This is a genomic window from uncultured Eudoraea sp. (assembly GCF_947258525.1).
Classification (GTDB): domain Bacteria; phylum Bacteroidota; class Bacteroidia; order Flavobacteriales; family Flavobacteriaceae; genus Eudoraea.
Window position 1 is genome coordinate 1 of sequence record NZ_CAMYIP010000113.1, and the last position, 19,378, is coordinate 19,378.

Below are 19,378 nucleotides of genomic sequence, written 5' to 3' on the forward strand. Positions count from 1 at the left end.
TGGCCAATATGAAATATGTTGCTTTAGCGATTAGTATCTCATTCTTGTTTATGAGCTGTTTACAAGAAAAGGAAAAGATCTCCATACAAACAGAATACACCAGTACTAAATATGTGGCCTTAGAAAGTCTGTTTACTAAATGGCGATCATTTGAGAACCCTCCACTAGTTAATGGAGTACCGGATTATTCTCGCTCTGGTTTTGAGAAAAGACAACCCCAGTTTAATACCTTAAAAGCTGAACTATTAGCAATAGATACCACTTCCTGGTCTGTTCCCAAACAGGTTGATTGGATGATCGTATGGGCCGAAATGAATGGCTATGATTTTAATTATAGAGTTCTCAGGCCCTGGGAACGAGATCCGGCCTTTTATAAGTCTGTTTGGACCTATAAAAGTGATGTTCCTGCCCATGAAGGCCCTACCCATCATCGAACAACCGAATTATGGACCTACAGCGATCCTTTAACCGATAGTGAACGAACACGCCTGATTGAAAATCTTAAGGTAATCCCCGGTTTAAATGAACAGGCTATAAAGAACCTGACAGGTAATGCAAAAGATTTATGGATCACGGGGATTAGGGATATCGAGGAACAAAGCAGGGTCCTAAATAAGTTTAAGGAAAAAGAGGAAATAAAAACTGATAAGGAAATAGTAGCAGTCATAAACCAGGCAATTACTTCCACAGATAGTTTTGTGTTGTGGTTAAAGGAACAGTCGGGTTCTAAAACCGGACCTTCAGGAATTGGTAAGGAAAATTACACATGGTACCTTCAAAATGTACACCTTGTTCCTTTGACCTGGGAAGATGAAGTCATGATTTTAAAAAGGGAACTGGCAAGGGCCTGGGCTTCCTTAAAATTGGAAGAACATAAGAACAGAGATTTACCGGAATTGGAAGATGCCAACTCTCCGGAAGCTTATAAAAAGCTTGCAGATGATGCAGCAAATAGCCTGATCAGTTTTTTAAAGGACCAGGAGATACTAACTGTAAAGCCCTATTTTGAACCTGCCTTGCGAGAACATCTTGGTGAATATGTTCCCAGGGAGAAGCGAAACTTTTTCCTGATAGGGGAGCATTATGACCCCAGGCCTTTGTATTCGCATTTTTATCATTGGTTTGAATTAGCAAGGATGGAGTTTGAACCTCATAAAAGTGAAATACGCCGCGGTCCGTTATTGTATAATATTTTTGATTCCAGAAATGAAGGTACTGCTACCGCCGTTGAGGAAATGTTTATGCAAGCCGGACTTTATAGCGATAGTCCGAGGGCCAGAGAAATAGTCTATATTATGATCGCTCAAAGGGCTGCAAGAGGTTTGGGGTCGTTGTATGCACACGCTAACGAAATGACGATGGAGGAGGCCGGAGGAATTCACTCGGAGTATACGCCCAGGGGCTGGATGAAAACGGAAAAGGAGTTACTTATTTTTGAGCAGCATCTGTACCTTCGACAACCGGGATACGGCACCAGTTATATTACTGGAAAGTACCTTTTGGAAAATGCCATGGCGGCCTATGCCAAACGCCTGGAGCAGGAGGGAAAACCTTTTGTACTTAAAGACTTTTTTGACACATTAAATAGTATTGGGAACATACCTATCTCTCTAGGACATTGGGAAATGACAGGCTCTAATGATAATTTGGAATTAATTATGGAGCCAAAATAGGGATCACATAACCCTGAGAATAAAAGGATGGGTTTACTACTTGATTTCTTAATTATATCGATAAAAAGATGTTGCTATGGTTGAGATATAAATGCTACCCCTTGGTGATGAACAACATAAGAGATCATTGATCAACAGATGCTCTCAAGTTGAATTTATTATATGTATTGATTAATTACTAAATGTAAAATCAATCATTCATTTTTGTGTACGCTCCTTTTGGTCATTATCCAAATAGTAATCACAGCAATTATTCCCAATACAGATAGTATAGCGGCAAAATATACCCAAAACAAATCAACATCATATGAAGATCGATATTCGGGTTTTCGATCAAAATTAATCCAGGGGCCAACCCTGCCTACAACATAAATCAATACTCGAAACGCATGAAAAATAGCAGCAGCAGCGCCTAATTGTAATGCAATGGATTTAGACTTTTTGGAATTTCTATACAGCCAATGAAATGAATAAATAATACATAATGTATCAATAGCCATTTCTATAAAAGTTAATACTACCACCCAACCAGCAAGGGTAACCCAGCCATTTTCAACGGTTAACAAACGTATAGTCCTGAAAACTAAAATGCTGGCACCCAGAATCAAAACTAGTGGATATAACTTTTGCTTATTCATATCTGATATAATGGCTCCGGCTATGGCTTGGCAGTTAGCACATGCTAAAGGACCGGTTCAGCTCTTGTGTCCTGATAAACCTTAGTTGTGTTTATATATGAACATTAGCCCGTGTTTTCAGCATTATTTTTTAAGTTATTTTAAACCAATTCGGTAATTTGTTTATGGCGTTTATTATTTGTCAGCCACTTTTTTTAATACTTTTTTGATTTTTCAAAGTAATTCATTCAATTTAATATCAACTTTGTACTTAGGGCTTTAGAGGCACCTAGCTCTATTGCTCTTTCTGTTGGTAAACTACCTGATATGGTAAGCGTAAAATCACCCTTTTCCAGAATAGAATCGCCTTGCTCATTTATCAACTTAAGCATATCCGGATTAATATTGAAAACTACAGTTTTGCTCTCACCCGGTTTTAAATTGATAGCTTTAATTCCTTTTAACGAAAATAGGGGTGCCTCAACACTAGCTTTATCATCGGCAATATAAAGTTGTACTGTTTCAATTGCTGGATACTCCCCATTATTGCTAATGTTGCAACTTATCTCAACCATTTCTCCCTCTTTAATTATTGAAGCTGATTGCTTTAGATCACTATATGAGAATGAACTGTAACTTAATCCAAATCCAAATGGATACATAGGTTCCTCAGTCATATAGCGATAGGTTCTGCCTTTCATGGTATAATCTTCGTATGGAGGCAATTGATCAAGTGATTTTGGGAAAGTAATAGGCAATCTGCCTGATGGAGAAAGCTTACCAAATATGATATCAGCAATTGCATTTCCACCTTCTTCACCGGGATACCATGCTAATAATACCGCATCAGCTAACTCATGAACTTCGGAAAGGTTCATTGGAGAGCCACCTGTAATAATGGCTACAACTGGTTTACCATGACTCTTAATTTTTCTAAGATAATCCAATTGATTTTCAGGAATATTATAGTCTAAACGATCACCAAAATATGGAGATGAGATAGATTCTCCCTCTTCTCCCTCAATATGCCGGGTGAGTCCCATTCCAATAATAGTAACATCCGATTCAGCGGCTTCTCCTGTTGACCAATCCACCGGATTAACATTCTTTCTGTCCAGCGTAGTTCCGGGACTATACTGAACCTGACTGCCAGGCGCAACTGCTGCTGTGATCCCCTCTAAAAACGTGATAATATTTGAATTAACACCAAAATAGTTTCCTAAAAGAGCATCAATGGAGGCAGAATTAGGTCCCACAACATAATACCTGTTCAGATCATTTTTCAAAGGAAGCACCCCATTGTTTTTGAGCAGGACAACAGATCTGGCTGCTGCTTCACGGGCCAGAGCCCTGTTTTCCTTGCTATCAACAACATCATATGGAATTGAGTTATATGGATTAAGATCCTGAGGATCAAACATACCAAGTTTAAATCTTGTTTTAAGTAAAGGTTTAAGTCTTTTATCTATAAGCGATTCATCTACAAAACCCTTCTGTACCGCTTCTACCAGAGCTGTATACGTGTTTCCACAGTTAACATTTATGCCACTTTTCAAGGCCAGTGCAGCCGCTTCAACCACATTAGAAACTGTCCCATGGCCAATATCTGAATAGAAATCAACCAAAGCCCAATGCACAGCAAGGTTCACCATTGGTTCTGTTATAAGCACACATTACAGATTCAACACCTGCATGAACAAGAGCTTCAAAAGCGGGTAAATAAGTTTCATTTATATCTTTTGGACTTGCCACAGCATTAAATTCATGTCTTAACTTTTCAGGGCCACTATGAACAGCAAAATGTTTTGCACATGCGGCTGTTTTAAGATAATTGGGATTATCGCCTTGTAAGCCATTAACAAAAGCAACACCTAATAACCCGGTTAAATATGGATCCTCTCCGTATGTTTCCTGTCCACGGCCCCAACGCGGATCTCTAAAGATGTTAACATTAGGAGTCCAGAAGGTTAACCCGGCATATCTCTTATAATTTTCGGCAGCTTGAGCGGCATTATACATAGCGCGTGCCTCATCAGATATAGCTGATGAAACCCTATATAATAGATCATTATCGAAAGTAGCTGCTAAACCTATTGCCTGAGGAAAAACGGTAGCTTTTCCTGAACGTCCAACACCATGCAGAGCTTCGTTCCAGTAATCGTAAGGAGGGATGTCAAGGCGGGGGATCCCCGATGTATTCATTAGCATTTGATCAACCTTCTCTTCAAGGGTAAGTTTGTTAATAAGATCATCTACTCTGCTATCCAGATCAACTTCAGGATTGAGAAATTTGTGTTGTGCACTTAAAGTTGAAGTTCCAAGTATAACGGAAATCAGAAATACTAATAGCTTATTCATAGCTTACCTTTTTGTTGAATTGTTTATAAAATTGTGGCTAACGATTTTGTGTATGGCAGCCTAGTGTGAAAATCTCCAGGGATATGCCGTTTACGAAACCAAGATAGTTAAATTGCGAGGAAATTCCGAGCAGGAATTTCAAGAGCAATAAACTATGTACGTTGATGTGCGCAGGCCGATACTTATACATGCTAATTGTTAGATATTTTATCCATTACCCAATGTAAGCCTGACCAATATTAGTTAACATAAAGACCACTACATTTTATGGATTTAAAGATGTTATTGGACATCGGGTGGCATTAAAAAGGATATAGCTTTCGGCATTACCTTAATGACTGCGGGGGCAAGCCCCACATACTCCCCATCAGCCTCAATACTGCACGAGTCGTTGCTTTGAATCAATACTTCCCTGGCATCATGGTAGCAAACCTGTGGAAGGTTTATTTTTACTCCTTTTTTTAAATTACCATAGTTTTTAAGATAGTCCCAAATACTCAAATCCCCGAAGATAGAAACCTGAAACAGCCCATCAGTAATCCTGGCATCCGGGGCAATGCAGATGGCATTACCAAAGTAACGTCCGTTGGCCACTGTCATTTGCAACAACCTGCCCTTCCATTGCCACGTGCTGCTTGTACAACTTACCTCTTTTTTAACATAGCTGAGAAACCCTTTTATAATGTGCCTGAAGTAATTGAAGCCAGGGCCCAACACACTTGATGATTGTTCCAGATTCTGCGCTATTTCTGCCCCAAGCCCAACTCCGGCTATATTGATGAAATAGCGCGTTTCCCGGGTCTTTTGTAGTATTATTTTTCCAAGATCTATCTTTCTGGAGGCACTGGATTGAATCAATTCCATCAGTTCTTCAATAGAATTGGAGATGCCGGCCGTTCTGGCAAAATCATTGGCCGAACCAAGTGGTAGCAGACCTATTGTAGGGTATTCATTAGTGGGATTGTTACTTTGTAGCATGCCATTGATAACCTCGTTCAAAGTGCCATCACCGCCAACGGCAATCATATAATCACAGCCTTTTTCAGCAGCTTGCCTGGCTAGCTCAATAGCGTGTTTTTTCCTTTGTGTTATTATGAACTGTACACTGCCCAATTGTATTTCTCGACAGTATTTTCGAAGTCCTGGGAGTACTTTTGCCAGGCGGTTGTTTTTGTTGTTGATTACAAAGACAATGTTCATTGGAGCAAGGTAGCGTATTCCTTTAGTATAGACAATAAGAAGGTTAGCCTTCGCGATATCCTAAATTTAGGAACTGCCCCAGGGCGGTTGGTGACTTACCTAAAAGACAAACTTATAACTCCGCACTTCTAACTTCATACATCCAACTACCAAATACGAATTTCTCTACCCAAAAATGAAAGCTGAGAAGATTCAATTAAGGAGTAATTTTTTCCAAAACATCCAGATTAATTATATTCACTAATTCAGCGGATATCCATGATTCTCGGGCAATCCAATCTTGTATATAAAATCCTTCCAGCGCGTATCGCTGTACATAGCTTTGAATGATGGATAGGTGAGTGCCTCAAGTAAAACAGGGTCCTTTGACTCTAAGGCTTTGTTTAACCATTTAAAAGACTGATCATAGTTACCTCTAAACGCATAAAGATCTGCAGTATTGGCAGGGTCCGTAGCGCTATATTTGTCCAGGAATTCAGCAAACAAGTTATCTGCCTCTGTCTCGCGACCCATTGCATAAAGGATAAAATTACGACCATAGAGGCTGAAAAACTCATGTTTTTCCTGTTCTATTTCTGCAAGGGCTTCATCATTTCTTCCCTGAGCTAATCGAATTTTCGCTATCATATAATGCAATATTTCCCAGCCAGGATAATATAACTCAAACGTATTAAACGCCTCTTCAGCCTCTTCCAGGTGATTCATCCTGTAATATGAATGCCCCAGATTAAAATAATTAGCGTAAACCAATGGGTCTACTTCTATTGCCTTCTTCAGTAAATCAACAGACTTCTCCAGATCACCGAAGGCCATATTCGCAGCTGTACCCATTATTATACCGTCATTAGGTATTAATTCGAGAGCCTTGTTCATGTTTTTAGAGGATTCCTCAAAGTCCCAATTAAGATCTTGCAAACTCGCTAAAGTAGCATAGGCATAACCAGAATCAGGATCCAGATCAACAGCCTTATATGCCGCATCTAATCCCAAAGAAATCCCTTCTTTTGGTTCGCGAATACTAAAATTGTAGGTCCCGGTATTATATATTCCCGCAAGTAAACGCCATGAAGGCCCATAACTTGAATCGAGAGCAATGGATTCTTTTACCTTGGATTCGGCCTCAATATATGCGTTTTTTGTATTTAGATTAATTAAGTGATTGGCCTGAAGATATAAATTATAGGCCTCCGGATCAATTGACTGAGATTTCAATTCCTGACCCAACATCGATATTTTTAATTCCCTGCTGACCTCGGCTGCAATCTCATCCTGAATCTTAAAAATGCTATCTAATTCCCGGTCAAAGGTATGGGACCACTCGTGAGAACCATCACTGGTATTTATCAATTGGGCCGTTACACGTATCATATTCCCCGCTTTGCGTATGCTGCCTTCCAAAATATGTGAAACTTTTAATTCATTGCCTATCTCTGTTGCTTTAGCATCCTTTCCCTTATACGAAAAAGAAGAGGTGCGGCTTATCACCTTGAGCTCCGGTATCTTGGCCAAAAGATTCAATAATTCTTCACTAATGCCATCGGAGAAATATTCATGGTCTTGTTTAGGGCTCATATCGGCAAAGGCCATGACTGCTATAGATTTATTCCCAAACTCAACTACTTCTGCAGAGTCTCTGGTGAAGCGATCAACTAAAAGAACAATTATAGCTAATGTAAGGGTAGTAATGATAAGCTTATTTAGGCGAGAACCTGTTTTAGTAGTAATTGACTTACCAGGTTCTACATCAATTGTTTTCTTAATACCCTCCGGTGTAAATTCATATACCCAGGCCAGAATTAGCCATATTGGAAAACCAATAGCTAATACTACCAAAGACCATTTAAGCAGATAATTTGGCGCCCCGAATGCGGGCAGAACTGTTGAAAGGACCTGTGTAATTAACCAGGCTACAACCAAATAAGCTATAGCCGATTTAATAACGTTACGCCTCTTTAATTCATTAAAATATTCATTGAATTTCATTTACACTCGGTTATCTATTAATAATAGAAAAATGCCATGCGGCATTTTATGTGGTAAAAGATATAAATTAATTATAAGAACAAGTAATTTGTCAATTCTAAGGATATGTAGCAAATAGGTTATTTTTTTCCATATAGTCGGAAATAATACCAAGCAGCGATACCACCAATAAAGGAAAATAATGCCAGCAGCCAAAACACATGCTGATGACCAATTGCTCCCGGTGAATTTTCCAGGAGGAGTCCTATTGCCGGTCCCGCAAAAATATCTGGTGTATGTCCAATGAGCGAAATAACACCCACGGCAGTTCCTGTTAGTACCAGAGGTATCTGCCCCCTCTCCATTACAGCGAAGTACAGAGATCGTGCAGCATAAACCCCCGTTGCTACGATCAAAATAGATGTAAAAAACAATACTGTGGTTGAATTGGAAATAATACCCGTAGCGAACAACAATGACCCGAAGAATGTAACTACAAAACTAACCACCAACCAATAGGTAGTGTCTGTACGGTCTGCCAAAATCCCTATTAATACGCCAACGACAGGGCGGACGAACAACAAAAAAGTACCTACCTGGGCTGATTGCACCTGGTCATACAACATTACATCCTGGGCATAGAGGGAAAATACATCTGTAATTTTGTAGCCTACATAAGCACATAAAATAATGATCATCAATAACCAAACAGAGGGCAAACGCAGCACCTCTTTTATTTCAGATATCGTTATTTTATCCAGGATTATCTCTTCTTCTGCTTTATGATCCATTTTCATAAAGAACCATACCAGAAAGCCTACGAGAACCACTATTCCCGAACAAACTAAAATTACATTCTTGAAGGCTTGTTTACTTTCATAAAGGGTTGTCTCTGAAACGGTAGTATTTATAAATAGTGAAAAAATAAGTACACTCAGTAACCCAAACAGGGCCCCTACTAATCCTCGTCCACCGTCCAGGAATCCAAACGCCTTTCCCTGAGAAGTAGTCCCGCCCCAGACTCTTGTAGCCTTGATCATTGGGGCCCAGAAAATAAAAATGGTTGTAAAACCCCAATAGCCATAAAGAATTTTTAATATGGTATAACTGGGAAAAGTGGCATAGACCAACCCTCCAAGGGCAGTCATCCATAATGCCAAAGCTATCGATTTTCTGGGCGGGTATTTATCGGCCAGTGGTCCTCCAAAAAGATAAGACAACAAGGCTACTATGCCATATACGGTGAAACATATGCCCAATTCCACATTGTCAAGGCTAAAGGCCTCGAGCACAGTTGGCCTAAAAACCCTTGAAAGGACAAATGGAAGAATAAATACAGACTCCCCGGCTAAAATCAGTAATAGGAGAAAGTACCAGTGGGCTTTATTCTGACGCATTGAGTTTAGCTTATTTTAGAGAAGGATTTAATTGTTTTACTAATTATCTCCAACTTAAACCAACTAAGATAATATATCTCAATCACACCAAAATTTCTCTTCCCACTTCCAACTTTCCAATTCTACCTTCCAACCTCCAACTTCTCACCTCTGCCTTCCTAATTCCAGCCCAATTCACACAAAAATCACTTTAAAAAGCAATGAAATACATAATAATCACGTTTTAAATCGGTTAGTAATTTATAAAAGCCTATTTTCATTGTGTTACAACTAAATCGAAACAGTATTTTTCCTATGAAGCGAAGCAAAATTCTGAGAGTCAGCGCTATTTTAACGCTTACCCTTTTTGCCCTCGCTATAGGTGTATATGGTACTGCAACGAATTCCACCTCCGAAGATACATTTGCAACTGATAAGTCAACTAAATCCTTAGTAGATCAACAACTGGTGCAGCTTTACATGTGGCAACAACAAGAATTGAAGCTTGCCGTAAAGGCATATTTTGATAAAGCCATTGCATCAGGAGCAATAGTGGGTGCCGGTGTAAGTATAGTAAAAGGAGATTCGATAGTAATTTCAGATGGATTTGGTAAAAGAAATATTAACGTCGATGCCGGTGTTGACGGCCAGACCATTTTCAGACTCGGATCCCTATCTAAAGGATTTGCCGGGATATTGGCTGCCGATTTAGAGAATGAGGGCAAGATAGATTGGGAAGATAAGGTCAGCGATTATATTCCTGAATTTCAGTTGGGAGATCAAAGCAATACAGATAAAATTACGTTTGCCAACATTTTATCACATACTTCAGGAGCTCCTTATCATAGCTATACAAATTTAGTTGAGGCCGGTTTGACATTAACAGATATTGCTAAGCGTTTTAAAGAGGTAGACCCAATTAGTAATCCCGGTTCTACATACAGCTATCAGAATGCGTTATTTGCACTCTCGGGGGAGATGATGTACAAAGCCACAGGGCAGGAAATAACCACATCATTGGATGACAGGTTTTTTAAACCACTGGAAATGTGTTCCACCACAATGGATTATGAAACTCTGATACACGCAGAAAATGTTGCCGTACCACATTCAAAAAGGCGAAACGGTTGGAGATCTAAAAAACTAAGGAACAGTTATTTTAATGCTATAGCTGCCGGAGGTATTAATGCCAGCGCTGATGATATGGCCAAATGGATGCGATTTTTATTAGGGCATAACCCCGAGATAATGAGTAAGCAGGCCTTAGAAGAAGCTTTTAACCCGGCTATAGAAATTAAGGGCCACTACAAGTATTACCAGCGTTGGCCCGGACACCTGGCATCGTATTACGGCTTTGGGTGGAGGATCCATAAATTTGTTGAGGACCGGACCAGGCAGGAAAAAACCATTTGGCACCACGGTGGAAGTGTAAATAACTTCAGAAATGAAATTGCCGTATATCCCGAGGCAGATCTGGGGATTTGTGTGCTACTGAATAATAATTCCAGGCTTGCCAAAACTGTTGTCCCCGACTTATACAAGATTATTAAAAAGGTATATGACCAGTCTACTACCAAAATTGCCTTTAATAGCCTTCCAAACAATTTGCTGCACCTATAAGTAGCTCTTTTATTTTATAGGTAACATCATAATTTTGTTGCAAATCGTTTAGACCATCCTTGTTAATTAAGCTATTGATTCGCTAATAACTGACATCCTTAATTTCTAGGAGTAAAACTAGTTGAGGGTCTTTATTAATTTTTATATCACCGTGTTCTAGTTTGGTAATACGTTAGCGCTGTTATTTTTCCTAAGAAGTTAAAATCAGAATTAATAGATCAACCTTTAAGAAGACTTCAAATCAGAAAGCAGAACTGTTTTAGGTTTTCTTTTGTAAAAAATCAAATTCATTTTCCATATAGGAAATTACGGTTTCCACTTCTTTTTTTAATTCCTTTTGCAAACCTATATTAACTATACAAGAAAGACTAACAGCACCAACAAGTTCAGATATTTCATTATTAGACAAAATACAATAACGCAGGTAAGGAGAAAATTCTCCATAAGAATTAATTCCGTTTTCAAAAACTCCTTTTACGCTGCTATAATCATGGCACTTACCGGTTTCCAGGCGTAAATCCTCTCGTACTTTTTTCGGCAACTGGTTAAACCGTTCGATATTGAGATCAAAGGTCCCATAAAAATTATTTAAAAGCACTTTAAGGGAATCGCCAAATATTAAAGTCTCCGTACCCCTTACTTTAAGGCCATCCCAGGTATTCTCTTTGCGCTCAATAGGGATGATCTGAGTTAATTCCCAGCCAATATTTGTTGCCAGGGTTGCAGAATCTAATTTTATTGTTTCTTTTAGCTCAAGGGCATTAAGTACTTTAAACCCAATTGCATACTGATCGGATAATTTTCCTATATTATTTTCAATATTCCTCAGATCTGTCTTTAAATCTTTATATATTGAACGTACAAAGCTTTTTTCTTTAATAATGGTTTGTCGCTCCTCATTCCAGTTATTAATCTGTAATGCTATCAAAATCCCTATAACTACCAATAAAATTTCACCCACGGCATAGCGGGCATATTTCAGTATATTATTGTCATCCGCAAGTTTTCTGCGAATTTTACTAAAGAATGTTATCATGAGACAAACGCAAGGATTGGCCGTGCTTCTTAAGGAACTGAATTAGGCTAATGCTGTATGTCAGTTCGTATAATTGTTAAAAATGAAAGATACGGAATTTAGCCTTAAAGAAATCACGCTTGTCAGAAGTTGCACATTTTCCCACCAACCAAGTAGAATCTTGCTATCCCGGAAAGGGATATCACCAAGATAAAAGCAGGAAGCTCTAATAGACAGCCGCTTAAATAAAAAAACCCAACCTTATGAAGGTTGGGCTAAGTACTAATAGAATTTGATTTATTTACTTATGGAATGAGATCTCCTAAACTACATACCAATTGAATATATTCAGCTGGTGATACACCTTCAAGTTCCTCTGAAGTAATCGTTTCAGATTGGCCGGCAACCGTGACGGTATAGGTATCGTCTCCATTATCGCATATCTCCACGGCTTGGCCTTGGAGATCGCAGGAATCACAATTTGTATCATCAGCATCGTCGTCAGAGCAACTGCTAAAACCAAAAGCCATTAAGGCCAACATAGACATTCCTAAAATAGATTTCTTAAACATAATATAGGTTTTATTAAGGGTTTAAAGAACTAGAACGATTCTTTTTACGATATATTTCACGCAGCTACGTATCTAGAGGATGTTTCCTATGAAATAAAAGGAGAGGTATTCGACCCTGGCGGGACACTCGAACGATTTAGGTGTTTACTATAAGGCGGTCTTTAACCCGGTAATTAACTGATCAATCTCCTCCAGACTTGTGTAATGCAAAAAAGACATTCGCAATACGCCCGGTTCTAACGGGATACCCATATCCATAAGAGGGCGCACGGCATAGAAATCGCCCATACCTAACATCAGTTTATGGCTGGTTAGGGCAGAATACACATTCTCAACACTTTTATTAAGAGGAAGGATCGAAATCGTTGGGACCCTTCCATCGGTTTTATGAGGACCTAAAATCCGAATATCATCACGGGATCTTAAAAACTCAAGTATTGGCTCCAGGAGAGATTTTTCTTGTGAACGAAATAAACCGTTTAGGGCCCTGTTTCTTTGAGAAGGCATTGCCTTTTGTGTAAAATGATGTGCATAAACGGCATCAAAATAATCCAAAATACCGCTAACTGATCCAATTTGGGCATGATCAGGGCCAGCCGGAGTTAACATACTTCGGGTGATACCCTCCTTGAAAAAATGCGACTGGTTTTCCATTTTTACTATCAAATCCTTTTTAACGTACATCAACCCTAAATGTGGCCCAAAGGTCTTGTATAAAGAAAACAAATAAATGTCTGCCTCCAACTCTTTTAGATCGGGCAAGCCATGGGGAGCGTATGCAACACCGTCTACCACGCAAAGTGCGTCATAGGCATGTGCCTTTTCACTTATTTCTTTTACCGGGTTCATATGGCCAATCACATTTGAGCAATGTGGAAATGCCACCATCCTGGTTCGCTCAGAGAATAAACGGTCCAAGTCCTCCTGGCTTAGCAATCCTGAATCTTTATCTACATGCCACTCTACAATTTTGATTCCCCGTTCCGCTAATCGCCTCCATGCTCCGGCATTGGCCTCATGATCCTGACATGAAACAATGATCTCGTCCCCGTCTTTCCACATAGGACGCATGGCGTTGGCCAAAACATAGACATTTTGAGTAGTTGACGGGCCGAAATGTATTTCAGAGGCATCTACATTGAGGTATTCTGCCATCCGTTTATAAGAAGTGTCCATCATTTCTCCTGCTTTCATGGATGCGGGATAGGGATAGTAGGGCTGCACCTTATTTTTCATGTAAAAGGCAGTCAATTTATCAATGAATTGGATACAGGGATAGGAGCCCCCTGCATTTTCAAAAAATGCCCAACCCTTAAGCGAAGGTTCGGTAAACGCAGGAAATTGTGCACGTATAAATGGTAAATCGAGTTTCATAACTAATGAGAATGTTTACAAAGAGTTGATCGCAATTCAGAGCAATTGGTTGTTTTTCTAAGATAGAGAATTATTTAACACAACCTTTGTTATGATAAGCACCGAATAATTATGTGTTTTATGAACTGAGGAGCGATCGATACTCAGGGATTGCTCTTTTCTGCCAGGTTAATTGTTTTAATTGTGGAGATGAGATTACCATCTTCAGACATACCCTCTATATAGAATGAAATATTTTGAGTTCTTGTATCTGCAATGTTAAATATTGCTTTTCCTTTGGAGTCAATGGACAGCTGAGGTTCCCAGTGGATAGCTCCTGTTAGCTCAAAAAGGGGACTTGCATAAATGTATTTTGGGGAATAGAACTTTTTTGGAACATCAAAGCCATAGGTAGTATCAATAAATTTTCTTTTATCAGCATTAGCGGAGCTCCCCTGAAGCGGAGTCCTTCTGGTCCAAATTCTGATTACACCACCTGCACCAGCTGGCCCTTCCAAAATATTGGGTCTGGGATCAACCTCAATGCGCTCAATCTCGGCAGTATAGAGCTCATAAAGAAAACTAAAAAAACTAGCACTACTCTGAAAGGTAGAAGCTACAGGGGTACCTGGAGTCTTCTCTGCAGCTCCGAAATCATTACTCTGACTTTGAGAAGAAGAGGAAGAAGATGCCGGAGGAGGTTCTTCCGCTAAAAGGCGTGTACCATCCAAATAAATTACAGGGTTAGCACCACCGGTTCTTCTATTGCTTACCCCAACAGCGCCCAATCCCTCTTTTATATTATACCCTTTCATTCTGATAATATCGGTCACCCTTGGATACATATTAACCACTTGTTGATCTACGACAAGTTCTTCCTGGCCAATAATACTTGAAAATTTTCGTTTTTCTCCAACTAGTTTCACTTCATCTAAAAAAGTGGTTTTGTTCTCCAGCTTGTAGTCTAATTGAGGTAGTCCCGAAGCATATATATCAGAAGTGTTATTTAATTGACTATTCGATAAATTTCCTGGCCATGAAGAAGTCAGGAGCCTCGCGTAAAGACCAGGGGACCTTAGCTCACCATTATCTTTAACCAGCTTTATTCCTATTTTTTCTCCCTTTTGAACCAAAAGGTTTGGGATACTAAAATCAGGCCCTTCCAATTCCACTACTCGTGAATTATGATATCTGGAATCTTCCATAACAAATTGCGGATACTTTTCCGTATCAATGTTGTTGAAGCGCCCTTTTAGGGTGAGCCCATTTTCATAATTAAAGTTGACATTGGGCGCATGGTTGAAGATATTCCTCCATTCGTACCTGCTCCACCCTTGCGTAAGCAGTAAAAGGTCCAGGTCGAAGTTCCTTTTAGGCCCAAATCCCCTGAAATAATACGCCGGGTTCTCAATATATCCGCTTATGTAAGGTTTTAAAAGGAATTCAGATAAAATATTGACTTTTTGGTTGTAGGCCCTGGTAGCCAAGGGTAAGACTGAAATACTGAGACTTCCATTATTTGCGAAAGCTGATGAGACGCTAATGCCAATAGCCAGGGAATCCTTTAGCTTCTCATCAATGTAAACTTCGGCCTGCATGTCTTTTAATTCCAAAGGGTTAAAGAAAAGGCGCTCTGCAATAGGTTTGTTTTCTTCATCAAAGAGTGTTGCCGTGTTTACCCCCGGGAAGAGTAGCTTCCTGTTTATAGAAAGGAGGGTTTCTCTTTGTGAATTATCAAAGGTGACAGACCTGGTCGTTGCAATGTCCCCGTCCTTGTGCACCAACAGCCGGAAATTCTTATTCCTGATGTCTTTTAAGGTTTTTTTATTGGTAGCCATTGCAATTAGTAGCTCATTGTCTCCATGATTATTGACTACCCTGAGGACAATGCCTTTTTCTGATACCGGGGGCAGGGGAGCTTTTACCACCCTGTTGTCTCCCAGTTTAATGCTCACATTGTAACTGCCATTTAGTGGACGAATGGGAAAACTTGCCATTCCGAAGGCATTCCCCTTGAAATCCATAACTGTTCTGCCGTGATCATTAATCAGGCTACCCTTGTTAAAAATTACACCGCGACCATCGCTGTCGATTAGCTTGACACCTATGACGCTCTCCAATCCTTCCACAAGGTGGCCTCCTTCCGGTAACAACTGGAGATCGTAATTTGATTCACCCAGTTGCCTGACCTTTACATTTTCATTAATGACCTGTATCTTTTGTAAAAAGGAATCATCCTCTTTAAAGTTCCTCATCCAGTTGGTCGAGGCTCTTATAAAGTAATCGCCACTAGCGTAGGTGGAGTCTATACTGATATTCCCTTTGGCATGCCCGTTAACCATCATCACCAGTTGATTTACTACTGGGATTCCCTCTTCATTGTATAAGGCCACGTGCAGGTTTGTGGTTTGGGTAAAGGGTACATAATTTTTTCTGTCGTATGCGTACGCACTATACCAAAGCTCTTCGCCAACTACATAAGTGCTCTTATTTAAGTGCAGAAATACAGACTCTCTCGGTACTTCAAAATAGGATTCGTAAGATTCTTTAATAGTGGTGTTGTTTTGTGCCAGAAGATTGCTGCAAAAGATTACAGAAAGTAACACTACATAGAGGATTTTTCTCATACTCAAATATAAAACTTTTGTGGTGGTTGATCAATCCCCTTATTTTTAAAAAATTGTTAATTAAATCCAGGTTTTGAGTTTTTATAATGGTAGTGTCTCTTAATGAAATCAATAAGCAGTTGAGTGATTGCTTTTAAGTCAGAATTTTAATTCATTTAAAACCTCCGGATAAAAAATATCAGAGACTTGTAAAGTAGCTATTCATTAAATTCTTAAACCTTTCTTCCTCGTGCAATATTTGTAAATCCGGATGAAGTTTTATCCAAACCAGGTCCCTATATCCATCTTCAAGCGCTTTTTCTAAATAGTCCAGGGCTTCAATTTTTTGGCCTTGCACTGCCAGTAATTGAGAATATTCAAAATAAATTGTTGAGTCGAGTTCCATTGCGCGCTTTCCAATTTCCCAACCGGCATCTTTTTCTCCTAACCGAGTAAGTATAATCCCGTTATAAATATATGTTTTCGGGTCATTCGAATATTCATCCAGCCATTTTTTGGAGATTTTCCGAAATTCCAGAAAGTGATTTCTGGCGATTTCCCTTTTCCCCAATAATTCATAATTTATTCCCAGATCATAGTGAGCAGAGGATTCATGAGCATTTTTTTGCAGGATTGATTCCAAAACCTCAATTGCTTTGTCATACATTCCCTGAAGCCGGTAGTCATGTGCCAATCTGTATTGATTCATTAACAAATTAGGATTAAGATCAGCCGCCTTAAGATATGATGCCTCAGCTTTCTCAAATTCATTTAATCCTACATAGCTTGAGCCAAGATAAAAATAAGCCCAGGGATTATCAGGTGAATATTTAACCATGCGATTAGACCAGACTAATGCAGAATCTATTTGGCCAAGAAATTCAAGATATATCCAGATTACTCCACTATGGGTAAGCATCATATTTGGATCTATCTGAAGGGTTCTTTTGTATTCATCCAATGCCATATCATAATGACCTTGTTTTTGAAAATACCAACCCAGGTTATTATGCGCCGCCGGATCATCCGGATATAATGAAATTCGTCTTTTTGTATATGCAATACCCTTGTCAAGGTCATTTTCAATATTTACAGCATAAAAAGCAAGAATGGCAAATTTTTCCCTATCGGTTAGATTGTCAATCGAGAGTATAGCTTCATCCAGCCATTTGCGCCCCTCGTTCCGATCAAATTTCTCAAAAAGTAAATTTCCCAGTGAAGCTTTCGCCGCTGTAAAATTACTATCAAGACGTATGGCGTTTTCATAATATATCTTTGCCTTTTCAAAATCAAGGAGCAGATGACTTTCAATACCAAGCGAATATTGTTTAAGTGCCTGTAAAGAAGAGGTAGTTACTTTCTTTAGTGGTTTACTTTGATCAGAGATCATATTAATAGATTCACCAAGACTTCGCCTGATCTTCTTGCTAAGTTTATCCAGTTTATCAATAATCTCATCCTCATCTTCCGCGTAAAGGACTTCTGATTTCAAGATATCTGCTGTTTTGGTATCCAGGATTTTAGTAGTAAGAATATACCGGGTACCCACCTTGCTAATGGATGGAACAATAAAAATTTCGACCCCTTCTCGAATAGCTATTTCATTGCCGGTTTCTTCATCAATTTTAGTAATGTTCTCTTTTTCCATTCGCTTTAAAGTCTCTATCATTCTCTTCCGGGTCAAAACATTTAAATATCGAGATTGATTTATACTAAGAGTAAAGGCAGTATTCAAAGAATGGTCAAAAATTGTTTCATCGGTTAAATTTTCAAAATCAGCTATCACAATCCAATCCCGCTCAGTAAATGGAATGGTAGTGCTACCGTAGGTAATAAAAATAATAATGGCAATAGCAATGGTAATAAGGATAGGTGTTGTTATTCTAAGGATTCTGGCAATTATAGATTTTCGCTGATCTTGTACTAAATTCTCAGCATAGTTTTCTCTAACCAAAATTTCTTCACAACTTACATTATACATCCTTACCGGCTCATCTACATTCTTTAAGGACTTCTCTTCTATAAATTGAGTTTTTATATCCGGCTTATTTTTAACATCCCGGTAGACGGATTCTGATATGCTAATACAACCCTCTTCGGCAGAGGCCTGTATGCGGGAGGCAATGTTCACTCCGTCGCCAAATACATCGGAACCGTCAAATACCACTTCTGCCTCATGGATACCTATTCGCAATGGAATGTTTTTTTCGCGACAAGCTATCTGAATTTCAATTGCACAGCGGACCGCGTCAGAGGGAAGATCAAAACTGATTAACATCCCATCTCCCATTTCCTTGACGAGGGTTCCGTTATATTTTTTAAGAAATTGAGTATGTATATCGCGGTTTTTCTTTAACATTTCAAATGCACGATCCTCATCTGAACCCATTAAGGCAGTATAGCCTGCAATATCGGTAAACATTATAGCTGCGAGTCGATGCTGTTGCATGTGAAGATACCGTTATACTAACAAGTCATTTGAATGACCGAAAGAATTATTATTCTCGATCAATTTAAGTGCAGTTATTTTAAAAGGCAATGATTTGTATCAGTTATTTAATAGTCTTTCAACAGCCATTTAAGGGCCACTTTTCTTTCCGGAAAAATTTTTGTTTCCCAACCCAGGTTCCTGGTAGATATTTCGTAGAATGAAGCCATTTGTTGTGCTTCAATGTCCTTAGGTTTCAGAAATGCGATACGAATAGATTTATTCATACCCCATTTGTTGTACAATTCAAAGGTAAGCTTAAAAACGTCTGCCCTGTTTAATTTAGTTATAATATTCTGTGACTCCATCAGTATTTTGTATGCCTTTTTTTTATTGGTGAGTTCAATAGCGGAGAAAGATGAGTCAAATATGTCCTTTGCGGAATTAGCACCGTTGTAGGCTAAAACAACCATCTGATATTTTTCGTCAAACTCAACTTTCCAATTCATTGCTAATGAGGTAAATCAGTACTTAATATACAAATTATAATTTGAAAAATAATTGAGTATTTAACTTGACGGAAGCCATAATTTACTGT

At 39.0% G+C, this 19,378-nt stretch carries 14 protein-coding genes; 2 read left to right on the forward strand and 12 right to left on the reverse strand.

Features of this window, described 5'->3' with window-relative positions; genetic code table 11:
• A partial coding sequence (locus tag Q0X89_RS08320; protein ID WP_367177034.1) for a hypothetical protein occupies positions 1 to 1,673 on the forward strand: 1,673 nt, incomplete at its 5' end.
• A gap of 194 nt (positions 1,674 to 1,867) precedes the next feature.
• Here the strand turns inward: Q0X89_RS08320 and Q0X89_RS08325 are convergent.
• From Q0X89_RS08325 to Q0X89_RS08350, 6 genes are all read right to left on the reverse strand, one after another.
• Positions 1,868 to 2,311 (reverse strand): hypothetical protein, encoded by a 444-nt coding sequence (locus tag Q0X89_RS08325; RefSeq protein ID WP_297693046.1) that lies wholly within the window; start codon positions 2,309 to 2,311, stop codon positions 1,868 to 1,870.
• A gap of 227 nt (positions 2,312 to 2,538) precedes the next feature.
• On the reverse strand, positions 2,539 to 3,960 hold the full coding sequence (locus Q0X89_RS08330; RefSeq protein ID WP_297693048.1) for a glycoside hydrolase family 3 C-terminal domain-containing protein: 1,422 nt from the start codon (positions 3,958 to 3,960) through the stop codon (positions 2,539 to 2,541).
• Positions 3,908 to 4,648 (reverse strand): glycoside hydrolase family 3 N-terminal domain-containing protein, encoded by a 741-nt coding sequence (locus tag Q0X89_RS08335; protein ID WP_297693050.1) that lies wholly within the window; start codon positions 4,646 to 4,648, stop codon positions 3,908 to 3,910. Before Q0X89_RS08335 ends, Q0X89_RS08330 begins: the two co-directional genes overlap by 53 nt.
• 282 nt (positions 4,649 to 4,930) lie before the next feature.
• Complete coding sequence (locus Q0X89_RS08340) at positions 4,931 to 5,848, reverse strand: diacylglycerol kinase family protein (RefSeq protein ID WP_297693052.1); 918 nt, start codon at positions 5,846 to 5,848, stop codon at positions 4,931 to 4,933.
• Between the two features lie 240 nt (positions 5,849 to 6,088).
• Entirely contained in the window at positions 6,089 to 7,831 is a 1,743-nt protein-coding gene (locus Q0X89_RS08345; protein WP_297693054.1) for a hypothetical protein, read from the reverse strand.
• Positions 7,832 to 7,950: 119 nt separating this feature from the next.
• Positions 7,951 to 9,207: a nitrate/nitrite transporter gene (locus tag Q0X89_RS08350; protein WP_297693055.1), complete on the reverse strand. Its 1,257-nt coding sequence runs from the start codon at positions 9,205 to 9,207 to the stop codon at positions 7,951 to 7,953.
• A gap of 294 nt (positions 9,208 to 9,501) precedes the next feature.
• Between Q0X89_RS08350 and Q0X89_RS08355 the strand changes: the two genes are divergently transcribed.
• A complete protein-coding gene (locus Q0X89_RS08355; RefSeq protein ID WP_297693057.1) occupies positions 9,502 to 10,806 on the forward strand; it encodes a serine hydrolase in 1,305 nt (434 codons plus the stop codon).
• A 259-nt stretch (positions 10,807 to 11,065) separates the two neighbouring features.
• Here Q0X89_RS08355 and Q0X89_RS08360 read toward each other — a convergent pair whose 3' ends face one another.
• The 6 genes from Q0X89_RS08360 to Q0X89_RS08385 form a co-directional block, all read right to left on the reverse strand.
• On the reverse strand, positions 11,066 to 11,842 hold the full coding sequence (locus tag Q0X89_RS08360; RefSeq protein WP_297693059.1) for a DUF6090 family protein: 777 nt from the start codon (positions 11,840 to 11,842) through the stop codon (positions 11,066 to 11,068).
• Positions 11,843 to 12,126: 284 nt separating this feature from the next.
• Positions 12,127 to 12,393 (reverse strand): hypothetical protein, encoded by a 267-nt coding sequence (locus tag Q0X89_RS08365; RefSeq protein ID WP_297693061.1) that lies wholly within the window; start codon positions 12,391 to 12,393, stop codon positions 12,127 to 12,129.
• A 147-nt stretch (positions 12,394 to 12,540) separates the two neighbouring features.
• Positions 12,541 to 13,767 carry an aminotransferase class V-fold PLP-dependent enzyme gene (locus tag Q0X89_RS08370; RefSeq protein WP_297693063.1) on the reverse strand — a complete coding sequence of 409 codons (1,227 nt, stop codon included), beginning with the start codon at positions 13,765 to 13,767 and terminating at the stop codon, positions 12,541 to 12,543.
• Positions 13,768 to 13,910: 143 nt separating this feature from the next.
• Positions 13,911 to 16,373 carry a hypothetical protein gene (locus Q0X89_RS08375; protein ID WP_297693065.1) on the reverse strand — a complete coding sequence of 821 codons (2,463 nt, stop codon included), beginning with the start codon at positions 16,371 to 16,373 and terminating at the stop codon, positions 13,911 to 13,913.
• 178 nt (positions 16,374 to 16,551) lie between these two features.
• A complete protein-coding gene (locus Q0X89_RS08380) occupies positions 16,552 to 18,801 on the reverse strand; it encodes a tetratricopeptide repeat protein (RefSeq protein WP_297693067.1) in 2,250 nt (749 codons plus the stop codon).
• A 107-nt stretch (positions 18,802 to 18,908) separates the two neighbouring features.
• Positions 18,909 to 19,289, reverse strand: a complete 381-nt coding sequence (locus tag Q0X89_RS08385) for a hypothetical protein (protein ID WP_297693069.1) — start codon at positions 19,287 to 19,289, stop codon at positions 18,909 to 18,911.
• Positions 19,290 to 19,378: the final 89 nt, after the last annotated feature.

Coding starts and splice junctions, on each gene's coding strand:
- Q0X89_RS08380 (WP_297693067.1), bottom strand. CDS start 18,801: ATGCAACAGCATCGACTCGCAGCTATAATGTTTACCGATATTGCAGGC.
- Q0X89_RS08350 (WP_297693055.1), bottom strand. CDS start 9,207: ATGCGTCAGAATAAAGCCCACTGGTACTTTCTCCTATTACTGATTTTA.
- Q0X89_RS08375 (WP_297693065.1), bottom strand. CDS start 16,373: ATGAGAAAAATCCTCTATGTAGTGTTACTTTCTGTAATCTTTTGCAGC.
- Q0X89_RS08355 (WP_297693057.1), top strand. CDS start 9,502: ATGAAGCGAAGCAAAATTCTGAGAGTCAGCGCTATTTTAACGCTTACC.
- Q0X89_RS08365 (WP_297693061.1), bottom strand. CDS start 12,393: ATGTTTAAGAAATCTATTTTAGGAATGTCTATGTTGGCCTTAATGGCT.
- Q0X89_RS08345 (WP_297693054.1), bottom strand. CDS start 7,831: ATGAAATTCAATGAATATTTTAATGAATTAAAGAGGCGTAACGTTATT.
- Q0X89_RS08385 (WP_297693069.1), bottom strand. CDS start 19,289: ATGAATTGGAAAGTTGAGTTTGACGAAAAATATCAGATGGTTGTTTTA.
- Q0X89_RS08370 (WP_297693063.1), bottom strand. CDS start 13,767: ATGAAACTCGATTTACCATTTATACGTGCACAATTTCCTGCGTTTACC.
- Q0X89_RS08340 (WP_297693052.1), bottom strand. CDS start 5,848: ATGAACATTGTCTTTGTAATCAACAACAAAAACAACCGCCTGGCAAAA.
- Q0X89_RS08335 (WP_297693050.1), bottom strand. CDS start 4,648: ATGAATAAGCTATTAGTATTTCTGATTTCCGTTATACTTGGAACTTCA.
- Q0X89_RS08360 (WP_297693059.1), bottom strand. CDS start 11,842: ATGATAACATTCTTTAGTAAAATTCGCAGAAAACTTGCGGATGACAAT.
- Q0X89_RS08325 (WP_297693046.1), bottom strand. CDS start 2,311: ATGAATAAGCAAAAGTTATATCCACTAGTTTTGATTCTGGGTGCCAGC.